Genomic DNA, 20,005 nt, shown 5'->3' with positions numbered 1-20,005 from the left:
TCGATGAAATATATTAAATACGTTTTATTTGTTTTCCTTTTTTATTATAGTGTTTCATCTCAAGATTTTGAAATGCAATTTGAAAACATTTCTACATTTTCAGGTCTTTCTGCAACTAGCGCCAAATGTCTTTTTCAGGATTCCAATGGATATTTATGGATTGGTACAATGGATGGAGGATTAAACCGATATGACGGCCATACCTTTACAGTTTATAAATACGATGCATCCGATTCCACAAGTCTTGTAAACAATGCAATTTATAGCCTGGCCGAGGATAGCGCCGGCAACATTTGGGTTGCAACAACTTTTGGGATTTCAAAATTTATTACTAGCCAGGAAAAGTTTATCAATTATTCATTAGATAGGCAATTTAAAAAAATATCGAAATTACCCTGGTTTCATGTGTATGAAGTTTTTGTGGACTTCAAAAATAGAATCTGGTTCGGTACATCTCACCTCGGTGCTCTTTTGTATGATAAAGAAAACGATAAATTCTTGAAAATTCCACATCAAAATGCAGATACTATTGATAGCTCTCAGCAAGTTTATTCCGATTTTTCAGAAGACAGTGAAGGCAAGTTGTGGGCTGCCACTGGAGAGGGTTTGTTCTGGTATAATGAACAGTCCAAAATTTTTCAAAAAGAAGTAATTGATTTCAGAGTAGCTGGTGTATCTCGCGCAATAAATATTTTTAGAATTTATTGCGATTCTAAAAATGATGTCTGGATTATGACCAATACCGATGTTTTTAAATATTTCCCAAACACAAAAAAAATTGTTCATCTTTTAGATTATGAAATACCGAATCCGGAAAACAATGGCTATGAAGGTGAATTGCTGGAGGATTCCCGAGGGAATATGTGGGTAGTCCACATAAACCTAAACAGCCCCGTTAAATTTACAGGCCTATCTGAGAAACCTCTGTTTTATAAAACAGAAAATCAACAGGCAACAGATATTTATTTCGATTCATTTGGAATACTTTGGATCAGTGACTGGTTTCGGGGACTTCATAAATATGTACCCACCAAACAATCCTTCATACCTATTCATACCAAAGTCAAAAATTATAATATCTCAAGGCCATCTTTTGTAGCAGGGGTAAGCCAATCCTTAATGGATCCTGATTTAGTATTTTTTTCATCCGCTTCCCTCGGTATAAACGCGTACAACAAAACCACCGGAAAAGTAAAAAGTTATAATTTAGCTTTAGAAAATGGCGGTTCATTAGCTGCAAATAAAGATGGTTCTTTTTGGATTTCGCATTGGGATGACGGTCTTTTTAAGTGGAACCCATATACAAACTTGTCCAAATATTATTTTCAGGATTCTACCCAATCAATAAATCTGTTGGATAAGGCAATCATTGATCTTAGTACGGACAATAATGGCCACTTATGGATTGGAACCTCTAACGGGCTTTACAAACTAAATTCCGATGAAGAACTTGAGCTGGTTATTCCTGAAGGAGTTTTTATTTCAACTCATTTTGATGAAGATATTGTATGGGCCGGGACTTATAACGGTGGATTTATAAAATACAATATTTATTCCAAAAATATTAAAACATATAAACATGATAAAAACTCTAATTCTTTAAGTAATGATATTGTCTGGGACATAGAAAGAGATAATGAAGGGTTTCTCTGGATAGCAACTGCAGAGGGATTAAACCGCTTTGATTTACGAACAGACCATTTTGATGTCTTCGGTGAATCAGATGGATTAGCGGAAGATTACATTGCAGCAATAATTCCATATGAAAATGGCACTTTTTGGATGAGCACAAAAGCAGGTATTACATTGATGCATAAAGACTCAAAAAATAGGATTAGTTTTTCTAATTATGATGTTGAAGACGGCTTGAATAATCCAAATTTTCTTTATCCTATATCAGCTATAGACAACTCGGGCTTCCTCTATTTTGGAGGTCAAAATGGACTGTATGCTTTCAAGCCTGAAATCAAAAGCTCTACACCACCGCTTACCCATATTACCGGCCTTGAAATAAATGGAAAACCTTATAATAAACCCGATCAAGGTGATTTAAATCTTGAATTAAGCTATCAGGAGAACACAATCCTCTTCGAATTTATAGCTCTTCATTACGCTAACCCCGGCAAGAATAAATATGCCTATTTTTTAGAAGGATATGACTCGGATTGGGTTTACTCTAAAAATCGTGAAATACAATATGTAAATCTTGATCCTGGTTTATATAAATTTCACCTTCGGGCAGCTAATAGAAACGGAATATGGAACTCTGAAGATCTCGTAGTTCCTGTAAATATTGCCAATCCATGGTGGAAAACATGGTATGCATACATTTTATACCTCGGGTTAATTTTGGGTGGTTTAACAGGCGCAAGACAATTTGAACTGAACAGACGGCAAGAAAATGAAAATAAGAAACTTTTAGAAGCTGAAAACCGCAGAAAGTCAGAAGAGTTAGAAGAGGCACGCCAATTACAATTATCCATGCTGCCCAAAGAACTGCCACAATTGCCGAACCTGGATATCGCTGTTTATATGCAGACAGCTACAGAGGTCGGTGGCGATTATTATGATTTCAATGTTTCAATAGACGGTACACTGACAGTCGTAATTGGAGATGCCACTGGTCATGGCATGAAGGCCGGAACCATGGTTACAACAGCCAAATCTTTGTTTAAAAGTTACGGCTCGAATCCTGATATATTATTTTCGTTTCAGGAGTTCACTCGCTGTATTAAAGAAATGAACTTCGGTAAGCTTTCCATGTGCCTGACTATGCTTAAAATCAAAGGCGATAAAATACAAATTTCTTCAGCAGGAATGCCGCCTTCATTTATTTTCCGCTGCGATACACGTGTTGTTGAAGAACATCTGTTCAAGGCAATGCCCTTGGGTACAATGAAAAATTTTCCATATGAAGTAAAAGATACAATTCTTAAACCTGGTGATACCATTTTGCTTATGTCCGATGGGCTGCCGGAGCTAAATAATGATGCCGGTGAAATGTATGGTTATAAACGCATCCGAAGTGTCTTTGAAGACATTGCTGAAGATTCCCCTGAAGAAATTATCAGTTATTTGAAGAATGAAGGCGCTACCTGGGTGAATGATGCGCCGCCCGATGATGATGTAACTTTTGTAGTTATAAAGGTAAAGTAAATGAAACTATCTGAAGAATTACAAAAAGAAGCGATGGCTGCTTATAATGCCTATTGGGAGAGTTATCTAAAAGGTGATATTAAAACAATGGCTTCATATATACATGAAAATTTCGCTGTTGTTGGCTCTACTGAAGGGGAGATTTTTTTTAACAAAGAAAATGTGGTGAATTTTTATAAAGCTTCAGCTGATCAGATAGCTGGAAAGTTTGAAATAAGAAATAGAGACATTAAAATTTTGCCGATTGACGGACAGCTTCATTTTACCGAGCTCAGCGATGGTTATATTTTACTTGAAAATGAATGGTCTTACTATTCCAAACTTCGGTTGACATCTTTACTGACAAAAGAAGATGATGGTTGGAAATTTATTCAACAGCATGGCTCAATTCCTGATTCAAAAACCCAAGAGGGAGAACAAATTGCCTTCGATAAAATTAGTCGAGAAAATCTTGAACTACGTGACGCTGTAAAAAGAAGAACTGTTGAACTAGAGTCAAAAAATCGTGAGCTGGAAATAGAGGCTGCTCTGGAACGAGTGCGGACAGTTGCGATGGGCATGAAAGAATCCGCTGATATGCTGAAAGTGTGCCGAAGTATTTCTGAACAATTGGAATCACTAAATATTAGAGACATCCGTAATATTCAAACTGCCATTATTTATGAAGCAAAAGGTACATATTTAAACTTTGAGTATTACCGGCTGCATGATAAAACCTTTATCACGGAAGTGGATTATAAATCCCATCCTAAACAGACTGAGTTTGCAAAGCAGATGTTAAGAAGTGCAAATGCAGTTTTTTCAGCACGTTTTGAAGGGGCCGAAATCAAAGAGTGGCTGGCTCACCAAAGTAGAACTAACCAATTTGTAGATTCATATCTCAAAAAAGCAACCTCATTAGACTACTACTATCATTCGGTTGGTCCGGTTGCTTTAGGTATGTCAACTTACTCAGCATTAAATGAAGAAGGTTTGCAAATATTTAAAAGGTTCCGAAATGTTTTTGAGTTGGCCTATAAAAGATATATTGATATTGAACAAGCCGAAGCTCAGACGCGGGAAGCACAGATCGAAGTAGCACTTGAAAAAGTTCGTAGCAGAACAATGGCTATGCAGCACAGTAACGAACTTTCAGAAACCACATATCTCCTCTTTCAGCAGTTTGGTCTATTAGGAGAAGCACCATCGCAGTTTACAATTGGAATTATTGACGAAAGCAAAAGACAACTTGAACTTTGGTTGACATTAAGCGGCAATAAAATGGATCAAATGTTTAGTGCTCCGTTTGATGAACCAATCGTAATAAATAAAATTTATACAGCATGGAAAAAACAGAATAAGTCATTAGTAATAGATCTTTCCGGTGATGAATTAAAGGCTTACAACAATTTTAGAAACGATATAACAGAATACAAAGAATACAATGATTTTAAGGATAAGCAAGGAATTGAGAAACGGCGCGTTATTAGCTGTGCTTTCTTTTCAAAAGGACTTCTTTCATTTGCTGCCCCGGAGCCCAGACAGGTGGAAACTATCCAACTCTTAGAACGTTTTGCAGTTGTCTTTGAGCAAACATATACACGATTCCTCGATTTACAAAAGGCAGAAGCTCAAACCCGTGAAGCTCAGATTGAAACAGCCCTCGAACGCGTAAGAAGCAGAAGCATGGCCATGCATATAAGTGATGAATTAGTTGATGCGTCCGATGTTATGTTTGATCAGTTAAAAAAGTTGGGAATAAAAACACTGCGTATTGGGATATGCACAATTGATAGTGAAACAGGTGCAGCAGAAGTCTGGTCACGCTCTGAAATCAAAGGAAAAGTCAAGAATACAATCCTGGGCATTGTTCCATTGGGAACTCACCCAGTTTTTGATGCAATGGTTAAAGCCTGGAGAGAAAACAAACCTTATTTTATTAGCCAGCGGGTAGGCGCTGAAGTAAAAGAATATTACAAAACAATATCTTCATGTCTTTCATACCCGGAACCCAAAACATATAATGAACAAGAATCGATTTCAGCATTCTTTTTTGACGAAGGTTCTCTCAATGTAATATCGCTTGAGCCATTACATGAAGAAGAAATCCAAATCCTGGTTCGCTTTGCGAAAGTATTTGGGCAAACCTACACTCGTTTTCTTGACCTGCAGAAGTCAGAAGCACAAACTCGTGAGTCGCAGATTGAAACGGCTCTTGAGAGAGTCAGGGCTGTTGCTATGGCTATGCGAAAACCAGACAACCTACTGGAAGTTGGAAAAGTCCTGTTCACTCAACTAAAAGCACTTGGTTTTGACAGTATTAGGAATACTCAAATCGATATTCTAAATGATGAAAAGGGTTCCTTTTTCAATTTTGAATACTCCGATTATGGAGTTAGTGGAGTGACCGAAGTATTCTATGAAAGTCACCCGATCGTCACTCAATTTGTTAATGATGTTCGTAGTTCAACGGATGCTTTTTTCTTCAGGAATGTAACTGGCAAGGAACTCGATGAATGGCGCGATCACCGTAAGCAAGCCAATCATTTACCCGATGCTGAACTTGAAAAGGCAACATCGCTATATTATTACTGTTATTCTATAGGAACCGGCGCTTTGGGAATCTCTTCTTTTGAAGAAATAAATAATGAGAGTCTAGAAATACTTAAGCGTTTCAGAAATGTGTTTAATCTATCTCATCAACGTTATATTGATATCTCGCAAGCAGAAGCACAGGCTAAAGAAGCACAGATTGAAGCTGCATTGGAACGCGTACGATCTAAAACAATGGCCATGCAAAAAAGTGAAGAACTCAAAGAGGTAATTCAAGTAGTGTATGAACAATTCGTTCAATTAAATATCCATATTGAACATACCGGGTTTATTATGGATTATAAAGCCAGGGAAGATATGCATATTTGGTTGGCTGATCAGAATGGAGCTCCCTCAGAAATCACAATTCCATATTTTGATTCTGAACATTGGAATAGTTTTAATGAAGCAAAAGAAAAAGGAAAGGATTTCTTTGCAAACACCCTGAATTTTAAACAAAAAAACCGCTTTTATAAAAAGCTTTTTAAACATATCCCTGATTTGCCGGAAGAAGCAAAGGAATTTTATCTTAGATGCGAAGGCCTTGCAATCTCGACTGTATTGATTGAAAATGTTGGCCTATATATCGAAAACTTCTCGGGTATTCCTTATTCAGACGAAGAGAACAATATACTCTTGCGTTTTGGAAAAGTCTTTCAGCAAACCTACACCCGTTTTCTCGATTTACAAAATGCTGAGGAACAAAACAAAATTATCCAGGCAGAAAATGAACGCAAAACACAGGAATTAGAAGAGGCGCGTGAACTGCAGCTTGCAATGCTTCCAAAGGAACTACCCAAATTTCCCAATCTCGAAATTGCAGTTTACATGCAAACTGCCACAGAGGTTGGAGGCGACTATTATGATTTTTCTAATAAAGACGATGCTTCTCTAAACATTGCAATTGGTGATGCCACCGGGCATGGAATGAAGGCCGGCATTATGGTTTCATCAATGAAATCCATTTTTACAACAAACTCGCCTAAGATGGATATTGATGCCTTTTTTGAAACGGCCAATAGCGGCGTTAAGAGTATGAAGCTAAAAAGAATGATGATGGGCTTTTCAATGCTCAACATAGATAAAAACAAAATCAAACTCATAAATGCCGGAATGCCACCTGTTTTTTTATATCGAAAAGAATCCGAATCTGTGGAAGAAATTACTGAACACGGTATGCCAATTGGTGCGATGAGTGTTTCCAAATATAATGTGATTGAAAAGGTACTTCAAAAAGGTGATGTGCTGCTTCTTATGAGCGATGGAATGCCGGAACTTCATAATGATAAAAATGAAATGTACGGCTATGAACGTTTACATAATGGTTTTGAAAATGTTGCTAAAAAAACACCCAATAAGATAATAGAATATTTAAAAAATGAAGGTGCTTCCTGGACAAATAACCAGGCCCCGGATGATGATGTTACCTTTGTGGTTATTAAGGCGAAGGAATAAAACTGTCATTCCGAACAAATTGAAGAATCTGATTTTCTAAGGAAACCATTTTTAATGGCAAAATTTTTAAAAATAATAGTGAGCCTTTTTTTGTTGTTAATGCCTCTTTTTGCGCAGGCACCAAAAAATAATTTTGTACATCTTTCAATTGAGGACGGCCTACCCTCTAACAATGTCTTTAATATTTTCCAGGATCGTTTTGGTTATATCTGGATTGGAACCCTTAACGGGCTTTCAAGATATGACGGTTATGAATATAAAAACTATCACCCGGAAATTGAAAACGATGCTTCTATTCAATCAAATATCATTGTCTCCTTTTATGAAGACCGGGTTGGTGATTTATGGATTGGAGGCCTGGGAGGTCTCAACAAATATATTCGTGAAAGCGATAGTTTCCGCTTTTATAGTTTGAGCGATTTTGCCCCTGATAGCGGCAGTGGCTATTTCCATGGATTAACAGTTACGGCTATTTCTGAAGACAATGATGGAAACATGTGGCTTGGGGTGGGCCTGTTGAACTGGGATACTGTCAAGGATGGATTGTTTTATCTTGACAAAGAATCAGAAGAGATTAAAAAATATGAATTCAGCGATAATTTTAATTCACAAAACATATTAACCTTTCTTGTTTCAAAAAAAGGTGAATTTTGGTTTGGAGGGTATAGAGGTTTAGGCCGCTTAAATCCAATCACACATAAAATAAATTTTTTCCGCGCCCCAAATAGTACAGAAAATTTTGGGGTAAATTCAATTCTTGAAGATAAAAAAGGCCTTCTTTGGCTTGGGACGCATGAAAATGGACTACAAAGTTTTAATCCGATCGATACGGTGTTTAAACAATATCCTATCCAGTCTTTAAAAAACGAAACCGGCAGTTCTGATATTAGTGGTATGTTTTTTGACGAGAGTGATAATTTATGGTTGGCCACCTCTAGCGGTTTGATGTATTTCAATCCCAAAACAGAGAATGTACAATATCTTCTTCCGGACAAAGATAATCCGGCAAGTATTAGTTTTGTAGCTGCCAGTTCTATTATCGGCGATTTTGCAGGCTCCATTTGGATCGGCGGTTGGGAAAATGGCTTAAACCGTTATGACCCTGTAAGAACTGAATTCCATGCCTATACAAATAATCCCAGCGATCCAAAAAGTTATGGTCCCGCTTGGGCCACTTTTTTTGCCGAAGACCATAAAAAAAATATATGGATTGGATCAGACCAAAATTTCATTAGCCGGTTCAACAGAAAAGATAAAAATTTTACAAAGTTTCCGATAAATGGCAACAATAATTTAAGTGGTTATATTTCTTCGGCTTTTGAGGACAGTAAAAAAAGGTTGTGGATTGGCATAGGTGGACACCTTTTTAACCTTAACTCGGATTATAATGGTTTCAGCAAAGCACCTGTAATGCAGCAATTTGGATCAAATATCATTCATGATTTTTATGAAGATGAAAATGGAATCTTGTGGTTTGGTAGGGAAGACGGTCTGTTTTCATATAATCAAAGCAACAACAGCATAAAGCATTTTACTTTCGATTCATTCCCAAGCACCTCTTTCGAAAGCAACAGGATATACAGGTTAACTGGTGATAAAAATAATATATGGATTGGTACCAACCGGGGTTTATTTAAATATGAACAGCAAACAGGCCGGTTTTCAAGAATTGGTTTTAGTGATGAAAAAAATAAATCACTCAGTGATCACGATATAAATTCCCTTTATATAGATAAAAGTGGAATACTCTGGATTGGGACCTGGTTTGGAGGATTAAACAGGTATGATCCACAAAGTGGCATTGTCAACTTTTACACACGGAAAAACGGTTTGGCTACAAACTCCATTCAAGGCATTTTAGGTGATGAAGAAAATGGCTTTTTATGGTTAAGTACATATGCAGGCATAACACGCTTTGATCTTAACAAAGAACAGTTCCTAAACTTCAACATTAAAGATGGTGTCCACTCAACCGAATTTGTCGATGGCGCGGCTTTTAAAACATCCAAAGGTGAATTCCTGTTTGGTGGGGCCAGTGGTTTTACCATGTTCAAGTCTGAAGATATAAAAGAGAATGTAACTCCCCCAAGAGTATTTATTTCAGATTTTAAACTTTCCAATAAATCTGTAATACCAGGCCCGGATGCCCCACTTAAAAAATCCATTTATGATGCAAGTGAGATAACTTTAGGGCACGACCAAAATGATATTTCTTTTGAATTTCTGGCCATTCATTTTATCAAATCTGAGCGAAACCAGTACGCTTATATGTTGGAAAATTATGAAAGTGACTGGCGTAATGTTGGTTCTCAACGCACCGCTATTTATCCAAACCTTCCGCCGGGCAATTACAACTTTCGTGTTAAGGCGGCCAACTTTAATAATTACTGGAATGAGGAGGGCGCTTCAATAAAAGTGACAATTAATTATCCATGGTGGCGTTCATCCTGGGCTTATGTACTCTATATTTTACTTTTTGCCGGATTGGTTTTTGTATTCGACCGTTTTCAAAGACGACGTCTATTAGCTAAAGAACGTGCGGCATCTGAAATTAAAGAAGCTAAATTGCGAGCTCAGGTTGCTGAAGCAGAAAATGAACGCAAATCCAAAGAGCTGGAGGAAGCACGCCAATTACAGCTTTCCATGCTGCCCAAAGAATTACCACAACTGCCCCATCTCGATATAGCAGTTTATATGCAAACTGCAACTGAGGTCGGAGGGGATTATTACGATTTCCATGTGGGCTTAGATGGCACACTTACCGTGGTTATTGGCGATGCCACAGGCCATGGAATGAAAGCCGGAACAATGGTCACGGCAGCTAAGTCGCTTTTTAACAGCTATGCACCTAATCCCGATATTTTGTTTTCTTTTCATGAATTTACACGCTGCATAAAAAAGATGAATTTTGGCAAACTTTCCATGTGTTTGACCATGTTAAAATTTCAAGGAAATAAAGTTACATTCTCAGCAGCCGGGATGCCGCCGGCCTACGTTTACAGCAAAAAGAAAAAAACGGTTGAGGAGAACCTGTTTAAAGGAATGCCGCTTGGTACCATGGAAAAATTTCCATACGAAATAAAAGAAACAGCTTTAAACGTTGGAGATACATTGTTACTAATGAGCGATGGCCTTCCGGAATTGCAAAATAATAATGGTGAGCAATTTGGTTATCAACGTATACATGATCTATTTTTGGAAGTAGCTGAAAATAGTTCCGAAGAAATTATTGAACGCTTGAAAAACAATGGGAAATCCTGGGTAAATGATGAAGCTCCAGATGATGATGTAACTTTTGTGGTTATTAAAGTTAAGTAGTGCTTCGAAAAACTCAGCAACCACAGTCATTCTGAGAGAAATGCAGTGGAGTGAAGAATCCCATTGTTTTTGCTGTGGGGATGCTTCATTCTTCAGCATGAAGACGTAAGGATAAAAACTTGTTTTACTTGTCATTAATTAAAAAGAGAACGATATTAATATTTTTTGAATTCATAAAAAGAGGTGCTAATGGACGAGAACATTAAACTGAAAATGACCCTGCCCAAAATACCTGACATTGAGCTTGTGGCCATTGAAGGTATGGATCGAATGGCCAAACACATGGGAATTGCCGATGATAAAATCGGCGAAGCACACGTGTTGGTTACTGAAGCAGTGATCAATGCCTTTGAACACTCCGGGCAAAAAAACCCAGTTGTGCGTGTTGAGTTTACCCTAAACCAGGAAAAGCTTATAATTTTTGTGCGCGATTACGGCAAGGGTTTTAAGCCTGAAAATGTTGAAAAGCCTGATATTAAGAAAAAGCTTGGTACAAGCCACAAAAGAGGCTGGGGGTTAAAACTCATGGAATCCATGTCTGATGATTTCCAATTGGAATCTGATGAGAATGGAACAAAAATAACAATTACAAAACATTTGCAATAAAAGGAGTAACAATGGAAGCTGAATTCAAACTCACCTCGGAGCTGCATAACGATGTTCTTGTTTTGCATACATCTGGGTACGTAAATAATGAAGGCGGTGAAAAAATTGCCACTGAATTTTCAGGACATTTTGAAAAAGGAATTAAAAAAGTAGTTATAAATCTTGAAAAAAGTAAGGTTGTAAATTCAATTGGTATTTCTTTCCTTATTGAGGTTATTGAAAAACTAAATGAAGAAGATGGCAAACTGGTTTTCACAAATCTTGAACCGGCCATAGACAAAACATTAACTATAATGGGTCTTTTTAATTACGCAGAAAAGGATTCTACAGTTGAAAGCGCACTAAAGAGTTTAGCATAAATGCAGGATAAATCTATACAAAATATAATCGACCGGCTTGAACTACAAAGCGATGCATTTCAGGAAACCTTTGATATGCTTAGCCGGGCCAAGACCCTTGAAGAGCTTGCCAAAAAATTTTTCCATGTATTGCGTGGCAGCTTGCTTGTAGTAAATGCCGCAATTTTATTCAAAAACAAAGAAACGGAAAATTGGCGGATGCTTTTCTCAAAGGCAAAAAACAGCTATGGGGAGTTGTTAGGTCCACAAGATGAATTTGCTATTCTGGATCTGAACCATCCAGAGTTTCAAGTTTCTGTAAACCAGCCGCTTATAGATAATGCGATATTTAGAATTTTACTTGGCGCTAAACTTGATAAATCTGCATATACTGAGTTTGACAAGATAGCATTGCAATTTTTTCTTCAGCAACTTGGCAGTGCCTATCAATCCTTCATGTCCCGGAAAAAAGAAAAACAACTCGTGTTCTCGCTTAACCATAGGGTTTTACAATTAAACAGCCTTATTGATACAGGGATTGAGGTTGCTCGTTTGCAGGAAGATAGCCAGCTTTTTCATCTCGCACTGGAGCGTGTTTTGGCCCTGACCAACGCTTCAAAAGGACTATTGCTGGTAAAAAATGGCCGAAAAGTAATTGAGAAAATTTTCTTCCCATTTAAGTTTAAAACCAAATCAATTTCACAGAGTAAGTTTCAGATAACTACTGAGTTCAGCTTTGCCGAAAAAAAGTACTGCTTTTATCTTTACGAAAAAGAGAGCCGGGCAGGTATTATTTCTTTTGATGCTACCGATCAATTATTACTGGACGCATTTGGCCGACAGGTTTTTGCATCAATGGAAAATCATTATCTTCATAAACAATCATTAGAAAAGGAACGTGTTGAAAAAGAAATTTCTCTGGCAGGGGATATTCAAAAAAAATTAATTCCCGAAGAGCTTCCAAAAATTGCGGGATATGATCAATGCGGGATAAATATTCCTACAAAATTTATTGGTGGAGATTTTTATGATTGCATTCCCCTTCAGGACGGGCGATATATGTTCATTATGGCAGATGTATCCGGAAAAGGAGTTGCCGCCGGTTTACTTGTAAGTACGCTTCATGCCTCAGTACATGCTTATCTTGATCATCCTTTTGAACTTGCTGCTCTTGTTCAAAACCTCAACACCATTATTTGGGATTCTTCCACTTTGGATAAATATATAACGGCCTTTTTTGCAGTAATCGAACCAAAAACAGGTGTGATAGAATCAGTAAATGCCGGCCATAACCCAACCTATATTTTACGAAAAAATAATACCGTTGATGAGCTGAGCACGGGCGGTATTCCTTTGGGTATGATGCAAATGGCTTTTCCTTATGAAAGCTCAGAATCTGTACTAAACCCTGGTGACTCTATACTTTTTTATACTGATGGTGTTACTGAAGCAATGAATGAAGAGGAAGAAGAATACGAGGACCACAGACCGTTGAAAGATTTTTTAACCTCAAACAGTCCTCCAGATGCTAAAAGTTTTATTGATGTGTTAATGGAAGATTTACATAATTTCACTGGTTCAACTCCTCAAAGTGATGATATTACAGCGTTATATCTTTCCAGGGAGGATTAGCAGGATAATGGCGCTTTATCCTTGTTGTAAATTCGTCATGCTTTAACTTGTTTCAGCATCCCTGATTCTTTATTTGGATTCCGAATCAAGTTCGGAATGACGATTTGACAATACATTAATGACTGATCATTCAAATATTACAGTCCTTTTATTTAAAACCATAACGCGTTTTTCCAAATGCGCTTTTACAGCACGCGCCAATACAACCCTTTCTAAGTCACGTCCTTTTCGCACCATATCTTTTACACTATCTTTGTGCGAAACGCGAATCACGTCCTGTTCAATAATCGGGCCCTCATCCAAATCTTCCGTAACATAATGGCTGGTTGCTCCAATAATTTTTACACCTCGCTGATATGCCTGCCGATAAGGATTTCCTCCAATAAATGCCGGCAAGAAAGAGTGATGAATGTTTATAATTCGATTTGAATATTCCCGGCAAAAACTATCTGACAGGATTTGCATATATCGCGCAAGTACAATTGTATCAATATTATTTTCATGAAGAAGTTTTAATTCAGCCTTTTCTTGTTCGGCTTTGTTTTCTTTATTTATTTTAAATAGGTGAAATGGAATTTTATAAAATGCTGCCAGGTCCTCTAAATCGGAATGATTTGATACAATTAATGCAATTTCACAATGCAGCTCTCCTGCTTTATAACGCCACAAAAGATCGTGCAGGCAGTGATCGAACTTCGAGACAAAAATAGCCACCTTGGGTGCGGGTTCCGAAAAATGTATTTTCCACTCGGCTTTGAATTCTTTAGCAAGTGGTTTTATCGCTTCTTTCAAATCTTCTTTGGAGATTGAAAAATTATCCATTTTCCAAGCCACTCTGATCGTGAACATTTCTTCATCTTCAGAAACGTGTTCATCCAAATCGATTATATTTCCACCACGTTCAAAAATGAAATTTGTAATACGGGAAACAAGTCCGGAACGATCCGGACAACTTAATAATAATACTGCCATATTCGAGTTAAGGGTCATTACAAATCCTATTATTTTTAGCAAAAAAAAAGACCATGCCAGTGAGTGCAACGAGCATGGTATTTTTAAAATACAATTTGGTTCATCAAATGCTTGATTCCACCAACAGTGTGAATTTGTAATCATCGGTTAAAAACTGCGAGGTATTAGTGGTGGAATCAAACATGGCCTATTTAATAATTTATGCCTCCAAAGCTGTTTTTACTTTGTCAATGGCCCAATCAATTTCTTCTTTGCCAATTACCAAAGGAGGTGCCAAACGAATTACATTTTCATGTGTTTCTTTACATAAGAGACCATCCTGCTTTAAAGCTTCGCAATATGGCCTGGCAGCTTCATTAAGTTCAATCCCAATAAAAAGCCCTTTTCCGCGAATTTCTTTAATCTTGCTTGTATTAATAGTTTTTAGTTTTTTGATTAAATAGTCGCCAAGTTCATCAGATCTTTCTACCAACCCTTCTTCAACAATTACATTTAATGCTTCCATAGCCACAGCACACGCTAAAGGATTTCCACCAAAAGTACTTCCATGGTCACCAGGGTTAAACACACCTAAAATTTCTTTGCTACTTAGTACAGCAGAAACTGGGTAAAAACCACCTGAAAGCGCCTTCCCAACAATTAACATATCTGGCTTTTCTGACACATAATGCTCGTAAGCAAACATTTTTCCGGTCCGGCCAAGACCGGTTTGAATTTCATCTGCAATAAAAAGAACATTGTTTTCTTTACATAGTTTTTGTGCTTGCGCCAAATAGTTTTCATCCGGCATTAAAATCCCGCCTTCTCCCTGGATTGGTTCAAACATAAAAGCGACAGTATTTTTATTAACGGCACTTTTCAAAGCATTCAAATCATCAAAAGGAACTTCAATAAATCCTGGCGAAAAAGGTCCAAATCCATCTTTATATTGCTCTTCTGTTGCAAAACCAACAATCGTTGTAGTCCGGCCATGAAAATTGTTTTTACAAACTATAATCTCTGCTTTATCTGATTCAACACCTTTTCTTTTGTAACCCCATTTTCGGGCTGCCTTAATAGCTGTTTCAACTGCTTCAGCTCCGGAATTCATTGGTAGTACCATTTCAACACCGGCTAATTCGCAAAGCTTTTTATATAAAAACGGGAGTTTGTCATTTCTAAATGCGCGGGATGTGAGCGTAACTTTTTGGGCTTGCTCTACCATTGCTTTTAAAATTCTTGGATGGCAATGGCCTTGGTTTACAGCAGAATAGGCGCTTAAACAATCCATATATTTTTTTCCGTCAACATCATAAACCCAAACACCTTCAGCTTTTTCTATCACAATATCCAGCGGATGATAGTTATGTGCACCATACTGCTCTTCCATTTCAATATAATCCTGTGATGTCATTTCTTCAGCAGACACCATCTCTAAAGTTTCGCTCATAATTGCTCCTTTATTTTAAAAAATATTTATTTATGGATTTATCGGCCTGATATCGATTTCGCTAATCAAGGCATTTTGCGGCATTTCAATCATGTGAATAATGGATGAAACCACATCTTCTACTTTTAGTTTTTTTGCTTTCTTTTCTTCACTTGCCGGTGAAAAGTCTGTATCGACAGAACCCGGACAAAAAGTTAAAACCCGTATTCCATTTTTTCTTTCTTCTATCATCAGTGTACGGCTAAAACTAATAACTGCATGTTTTGAAGCCGAATAACCACCCAGGTTGGCATTTGTATTTTTACCAGCAAGCGAGGCTACATTCACAACAACGGATTCGCCAGCTTCTCTCAAATACGGCAATGTCTCACGGGTTGTTATAAATAATCCGCGAACATTGAGATTAAACATTTTATCCCATTCTTCAGTGCTCGTTTCGATAATTGGTTTAAAAAATCCAAGACCGGCATTGTTTACAAGAATATCAATCCTGCCAAATTTTTTAGAAGTTGCTTTTATAAAATTGATAATATCATTTTCATCAGACATATCCCCTGCAAATGTTAATACATCTGTTGGGCATTGATCAGCAACTTCTTTTAATAATTTTTCATTACGCGCAGAAATGGCCAACTTAGCACCTTTCTGAGCAAACGTTAATGCTGCTTCACGGCCAATGCCTTTGCTTGCACCGGTAATTACAACTACTTTATTACTAATATTCATAAATTTTTTCCAAAAGTCGATTTCAGCCTGCTAAAGCTACTACTTTAAAATTGCCAAATCAACACCCTGCCTTGCATCTTTACAGAAATTTTTTGCAAAAAAAAAGCCCCATTCAGGGGCTTAATAAATGTGTATTAAATCTCCGTGAAATCAATTTCCTGTGGTATCTGCCGGCACTGGTTGTGGTTTAGCTGTCACGGTAACACTCAAAGAAGTACTTGCAGTATCTGTTCCATCCGAAACGTTTACTGTAATTGAGTGATTTCCAACCTGGTCATCTCCGGGTGTCCAGCTTAAACTACCACCGCCATCAATACTCATACCTGTCGGTGCACCATCAAGATTATAGCTTAGATTGTCATTATCTGCATCACTGCTGCTATAGCTTAAACTTAGACTTGATCCAGCTTCAACATCGCCGGATGAAGGACCGTTTAATTCCGGTAGGCGGTTAACATTGTTTACAGTAATATTAAATGTTGTTTCAGCAGATAGACCGGAAGCATCTACAACTGAAGCTTTAATGCCCGTAAATGAACCTGCTTGTTCATATGTAGGAGCCCAGCTTATCGTATTGGAAGCTGCATCAAAAGCTGCACCTTCAGGTAATCCTGATACTGAAACAAGTAGCTTTCCTTCATCTTCTTTATCTGCATCAGATGCACTGACTGAAATGCTTAGCGAGCTGTTTTCATCAACCGATTGGCTACCGATTGCTACCATTTCCGGAGCACGATTTACATGCGTCACAGTAATTTCAACGGATTGTTTTAAGCTGAATTCCTGATCTGCTGCAGTAAATGTAATTGTGTGTTTCCCGGATTGATCAAATGAAGGTGTCCAGTTTACGGTGCGTGAATCTGCATCAAATGTTGCTCCATCAGGAAGATTTTCTGCAGAATATTTTAACTTGCCTTCATCTTCCTTATCAGGATCAGTTGCCGGTACTAATGTAAAACTTAATGCACTGTTTTCATCAGTTGTTTGGGAAGCCTGTTCGCCAAAAATCGGTGTTCTGTTTACATGATTTACTGTAATAGTTACTTCTTTTTGATCGTTTAAGTTTTGCGGATCGCTATTTGTAAATGACACTTTAAACTCACCGGACTGTTCAAAAGTAGGTGTCCAGGAAAAATTACCGGTTGCAGCATCAAAAGTTGAGCCTTGCGGAAGATTTGCAGCAGATAATACAAATTTCCCGGCATCCTCTGTATCAGGATCGGAACCGCTTACAACAAAAGATAGCGCTGCATTCTCATTTACAGATTGTTTTGCAATTTCATTTAAAACGGGTGGGCGGTTAACATGGCTTACGGTAATTGCTGCGCTTTTTGTAACATTTAAAGCCCCGTCAGAAACTGTAAAGTTTACGGTATAATTTCCGGATTGGTCATAAGTCGGAGTCCAGCTAAATTTTGCACCTTCAAGAACGGCTCCTTCCGGCAATCCTTCTGCGGTATAAACTAATTTTTCAGCGTCCTCAATATCCGGGTCACTTCCGGCCAACTCAAAAATCAAAGCAACATTTTCATCAACCGTTTTTGGTGTAATATCAGCCAGGTCCGGCGTACGGTTTACGTGATTTACAGAAATTGAAACAGCCTTTGAATCTGTCAACCCTGAAGGGTCTGTAACAACAAACGTTGCTTCGCCATATTCACCGGATTGTTCAAATGTAGGAGTCCAGTTAAAAGTCAAAGTTGTTGGATCAAATGTTGCTCCTTCTGGTAATTTTTGAGCTGAAAATACAAATTTCCCGGCATCTTCAACATCAGGATCACTACCAGAAACTACAAATGACAAGGGCTGATTTTCATCAACTGTCTGTTTTACGATTGCATCCATAACTGGTGAACGGTTTACATGTGCCACACTTACCTTTAATGCGGTGGAGTCACTCAAAGCCCCTGCCTTAAAAATAAAAAGAATATTGTCATATTCGCCGGATTGGTCATAAGTAGGTGTCCAGCTAAATGTAGCCGTAGCCGCATCAAATACTGATCCCGTTGGCAGGTTTTCAGCAACATAAGATAACTTATCCTGGTCTTCTTTATCCAGATCGGTTCCTTCAAGTTTAAAAGTTATTAAAGCATTTTCATCCACCTGCTTATCTTCTACCTCAACTAAATCCGGTTTACGGTCAACATGACTTACTGTAATTGTAGATCCATCACGCATCAACAGGCCAAGTGGATCTTCAATTAGAAAATCAACAGTATAAATACCAGATTGGTCAAATCCCGGTGTCCAACTAAACGTTCGAGTAGCAGGATCAAACTTTGCCCCTTCCGGCATATTTTCCGACTTATAAACTAGTTTACCTCTGTCTTCAACATCCGGGTCAGAGCCCTCTTCTAAAGAAAAAGAAATAGACGCATTCTCTGCAACTGAGCCATCGTTTACAAGCGGCATGGATGGAGCACGGTTTATGTGATTTGCAGTTATATTAAATGTTGTCGATGTGGTCAGCTGACTTACCGTTTTTTCATGGACAGTGATTTTGATATCGGGATATACACCTGATTGATCATAAGTTGGTCTCCAATTAAAAACACCGCTCTTTTCATCAAATGTTGATCCTTCAGGTTTATTTTCAATTGAGAAATATATTTCGTCTCCATCCTGGTCAAAAGCTTCTGCCGAAAAAATGAGGTCACTGTCTTCATCAACTGTCATATTAAACAATTTGGTTATTATCGGCGGATGGTTATGGCGTACAATTATACTTTTTGTATCCGCGGCAATAAATACATACACATCGTCTTTCCAAGCTCCGTATACCTTAGAATCTGTTGTAAAATCACCCTCTTTTACAGGTTTTGCAGGGTTAGAAACATTGACAATATCAATTCTCTTTTTTGTCTCGTTCGATAGAAAAACCGAATTACCTGTTTTGAATACATGATAGACATAACCTTCGACATCAATCTTACTAATCAGGTTTGTGAATGCCGGGTTACTAACGTCAAATATCCAAAGGCCATCAGCACCATTTGAAACATAGGCTATGCCATCTTCAACATGAACCGTTTTGGCATAACGCATGTCACTGTATTTACCTAAACGCTTAGGATTAGAAGGGTTTGAAACATCGAGGATAATTAGGCCTCCACCTTTGTCTGCAACATATAAGGTTGTACCGTCAAGAAAAAGTCCCCACGCCCAGCCGGGAGTATCAAAACCACCCTTTAATTTCGGGGATGCAGGATTTGAGACATCGTAAATATTAACGCCTTTTGTTTCTTCGGCAACGTAAACGTATTGTGAATTTGCAACAACATAACTTGCATCTCCGTCAGTTTCAACATGGCCAATTTCTACAATTGATGAAGGGTTAGTAACATCCAAAATAGTTACACCCAATAATTCACTTGATAAATATGCGGTATTATCAACAACAAAACTATTATGCGACCGATTTTCAGTTGTATAATTACCCACCTCTTTTGGCTTGGTAACATCAGAGACATCCAAAATTTGCAGACCGGACCAAATGTTGGTTACATAAAGTTTCTGGTTTAAAAAGAAAATGCTTTTTATTCCATCTCGAGATTGCTCACCACTTGGCAATTTCGAAGGGGAAACATCTATTATAAACTCTGCACTTGCCTGCTGAGATAATGAAACAACCGGCAACAGAAAAATCATAATAAAAACAATACTTAACTTTGCGGCATTACGTTTAATTGGGAAAAACATTGTAAAAGCTCCTGATAGGAATTTTTAAAAAACGTTGGTTTTGTTAGCTACTATAAATAAAGGATATTATTTGTGAATAATCCTAAAAATGATCGTCAAAAAA

At 37.7% G+C, this 20,005-nt stretch carries 10 protein-coding genes; 6 read left to right on the top strand and 4 right to left on the bottom strand.

Going from position 1 to position 20,005, the window contains the following annotated elements; genetic code table 11:
- Positions 1-3: 3 nt before the first annotated feature.
- The 6 genes from HND50_10285 (at position 4) to HND50_10260 (ending at position 13,076) form a co-directional block, all read left to right on the top strand.
- Positions 4-3,156 carry a SpoIIE family protein phosphatase gene (locus HND50_10285; GenBank protein NOG45612.1) on the top strand — a complete coding sequence of 1,051 codons (3,153 nt, stop codon included), beginning with the start codon at positions 4-6 and terminating at the stop codon, positions 3,154-3,156.
- Positions 3,157-7,182 carry a SpoIIE family protein phosphatase gene (locus tag HND50_10280; protein ID NOG45611.1) on the top strand — a complete coding sequence of 1,342 codons (4,026 nt, stop codon included), beginning with the start codon at positions 3,157-3,159 and terminating at the stop codon, positions 7,180-7,182. It abuts the gene before it with no gap.
- Between the two features lie 54 nt (positions 7,183-7,236).
- Positions 7,237-10,500, top strand: coding sequence for a SpoIIE family protein phosphatase (locus tag HND50_10275; protein NOG45610.1), 3,264 nt, complete (start codon positions 7,237-7,239; stop codon positions 10,498-10,500).
- Positions 10,501-10,689: 189 nt separating this feature from the next.
- Complete coding sequence (locus HND50_10270) at positions 10,690-11,106, top strand: ATP-binding protein (protein NOG45609.1); 417 nt, start codon at positions 10,690-10,692, stop codon at positions 11,104-11,106.
- Between the two features lie 11 nt (positions 11,107-11,117).
- Positions 11,118-11,465, top strand: a complete 348-nt coding sequence (locus tag HND50_10265) for an STAS domain-containing protein (protein NOG45608.1) — start codon at positions 11,118-11,120, stop codon at positions 11,463-11,465.
- Positions 11,466-13,076, top strand: a complete 1,611-nt coding sequence (locus HND50_10260; protein ID NOG45607.1) for a serine/threonine-protein phosphatase — start codon at positions 11,466-11,468, stop codon at positions 13,074-13,076. It abuts the gene before it with no gap.
- 126 nt (positions 13,077-13,202) lie between these two features.
- Here the strand turns inward: HND50_10260 and purU are convergent, their stop codons facing one another.
- The 4 genes from purU to HND50_10240 all read right to left on the bottom strand — a co-directional run bounded on the left by purU (position 13,203) and on the right by HND50_10240 (position 19,902).
- Positions 13,203-14,066, bottom strand: coding sequence for a formyltetrahydrofolate deformylase (gene purU, locus HND50_10255; protein NOG45606.1), 864 nt, complete (start codon positions 14,064-14,066; stop codon positions 13,203-13,205).
- A 181-nt stretch (positions 14,067-14,247) separates the two neighbouring features.
- On the bottom strand, positions 14,248-15,441 hold the full coding sequence (gene rocD / locus HND50_10250; GenBank protein ID NOG45605.1) for an ornithine--oxo-acid transaminase: 1,194 nt from the start codon (positions 15,439-15,441) through the stop codon (positions 14,248-14,250).
- Between the two features lie 66 nt (positions 15,442-15,507).
- On the bottom strand, positions 15,508-16,203 hold the full coding sequence (locus HND50_10245) for an SDR family NAD(P)-dependent oxidoreductase (protein ID NOG45604.1): 696 nt from the start codon (positions 16,201-16,203) through the stop codon (positions 15,508-15,510).
- A 150-nt stretch (positions 16,204-16,353) separates the two neighbouring features.
- Positions 16,354-19,902 carry a tandem-95 repeat protein gene (locus HND50_10240; GenBank protein ID NOG45603.1) on the bottom strand — a complete coding sequence of 1,183 codons (3,549 nt, stop codon included), beginning with the start codon at positions 19,900-19,902 and terminating at the stop codon, positions 16,354-16,356.
- Positions 19,903-20,005: the final 103 nt, after the last annotated feature.

Source organism: Calditrichota bacterium, assembly GCA_013112635.1.
Taxonomy (GTDB): domain Bacteria; phylum Calditrichota; class Calditrichia; order Calditrichales; family J004; genus JABFGF01.
Note: the sequence above shows the minus strand (reverse complement) of the source record. Positions and strands in the feature narration are given on the sequence as shown.

Coding starts and splice junctions, on each gene's coding strand:
- HND50_10285 (NOG45612.1), top strand. CDS start 4: ATGAAATATATTAAATACGTTTTATTTGTTTTCCTTTTTTATTATAGT.
- HND50_10280 (NOG45611.1), top strand. CDS start 3,157: ATGAAACTATCTGAAGAATTACAAAAAGAAGCGATGGCTGCTTATAAT.
- HND50_10275 (NOG45610.1), top strand. CDS start 7,237: ATGGCAAAATTTTTAAAAATAATAGTGAGCCTTTTTTTGTTGTTAATG.
- HND50_10270 (NOG45609.1), top strand. CDS start 10,690: ATGGACGAGAACATTAAACTGAAAATGACCCTGCCCAAAATACCTGAC.
- HND50_10265 (NOG45608.1), top strand. CDS start 11,118: ATGGAAGCTGAATTCAAACTCACCTCGGAGCTGCATAACGATGTTCTT.
- HND50_10260 (NOG45607.1), top strand. CDS start 11,466: ATGCAGGATAAATCTATACAAAATATAATCGACCGGCTTGAACTACAA.
- purU (NOG45606.1), bottom strand. CDS start 14,066: ATGACCCTTAACTCGAATATGGCAGTATTATTATTAAGTTGTCCGGAT.
- rocD (NOG45605.1), bottom strand. CDS start 15,441: ATGACATCACAGGATTATATTGAAATGGAAGAGCAGTATGGTGCACAT.
- HND50_10245 (NOG45604.1), bottom strand. CDS start 16,203: ATGAATATTAGTAATAAAGTAGTTGTAATTACCGGTGCAAGCAAAGGC.
- HND50_10240 (NOG45603.1), bottom strand. CDS start 19,902: ATGTTTTTCCCAATTAAACGTAATGCCGCAAAGTTAAGTATTGTTTTT.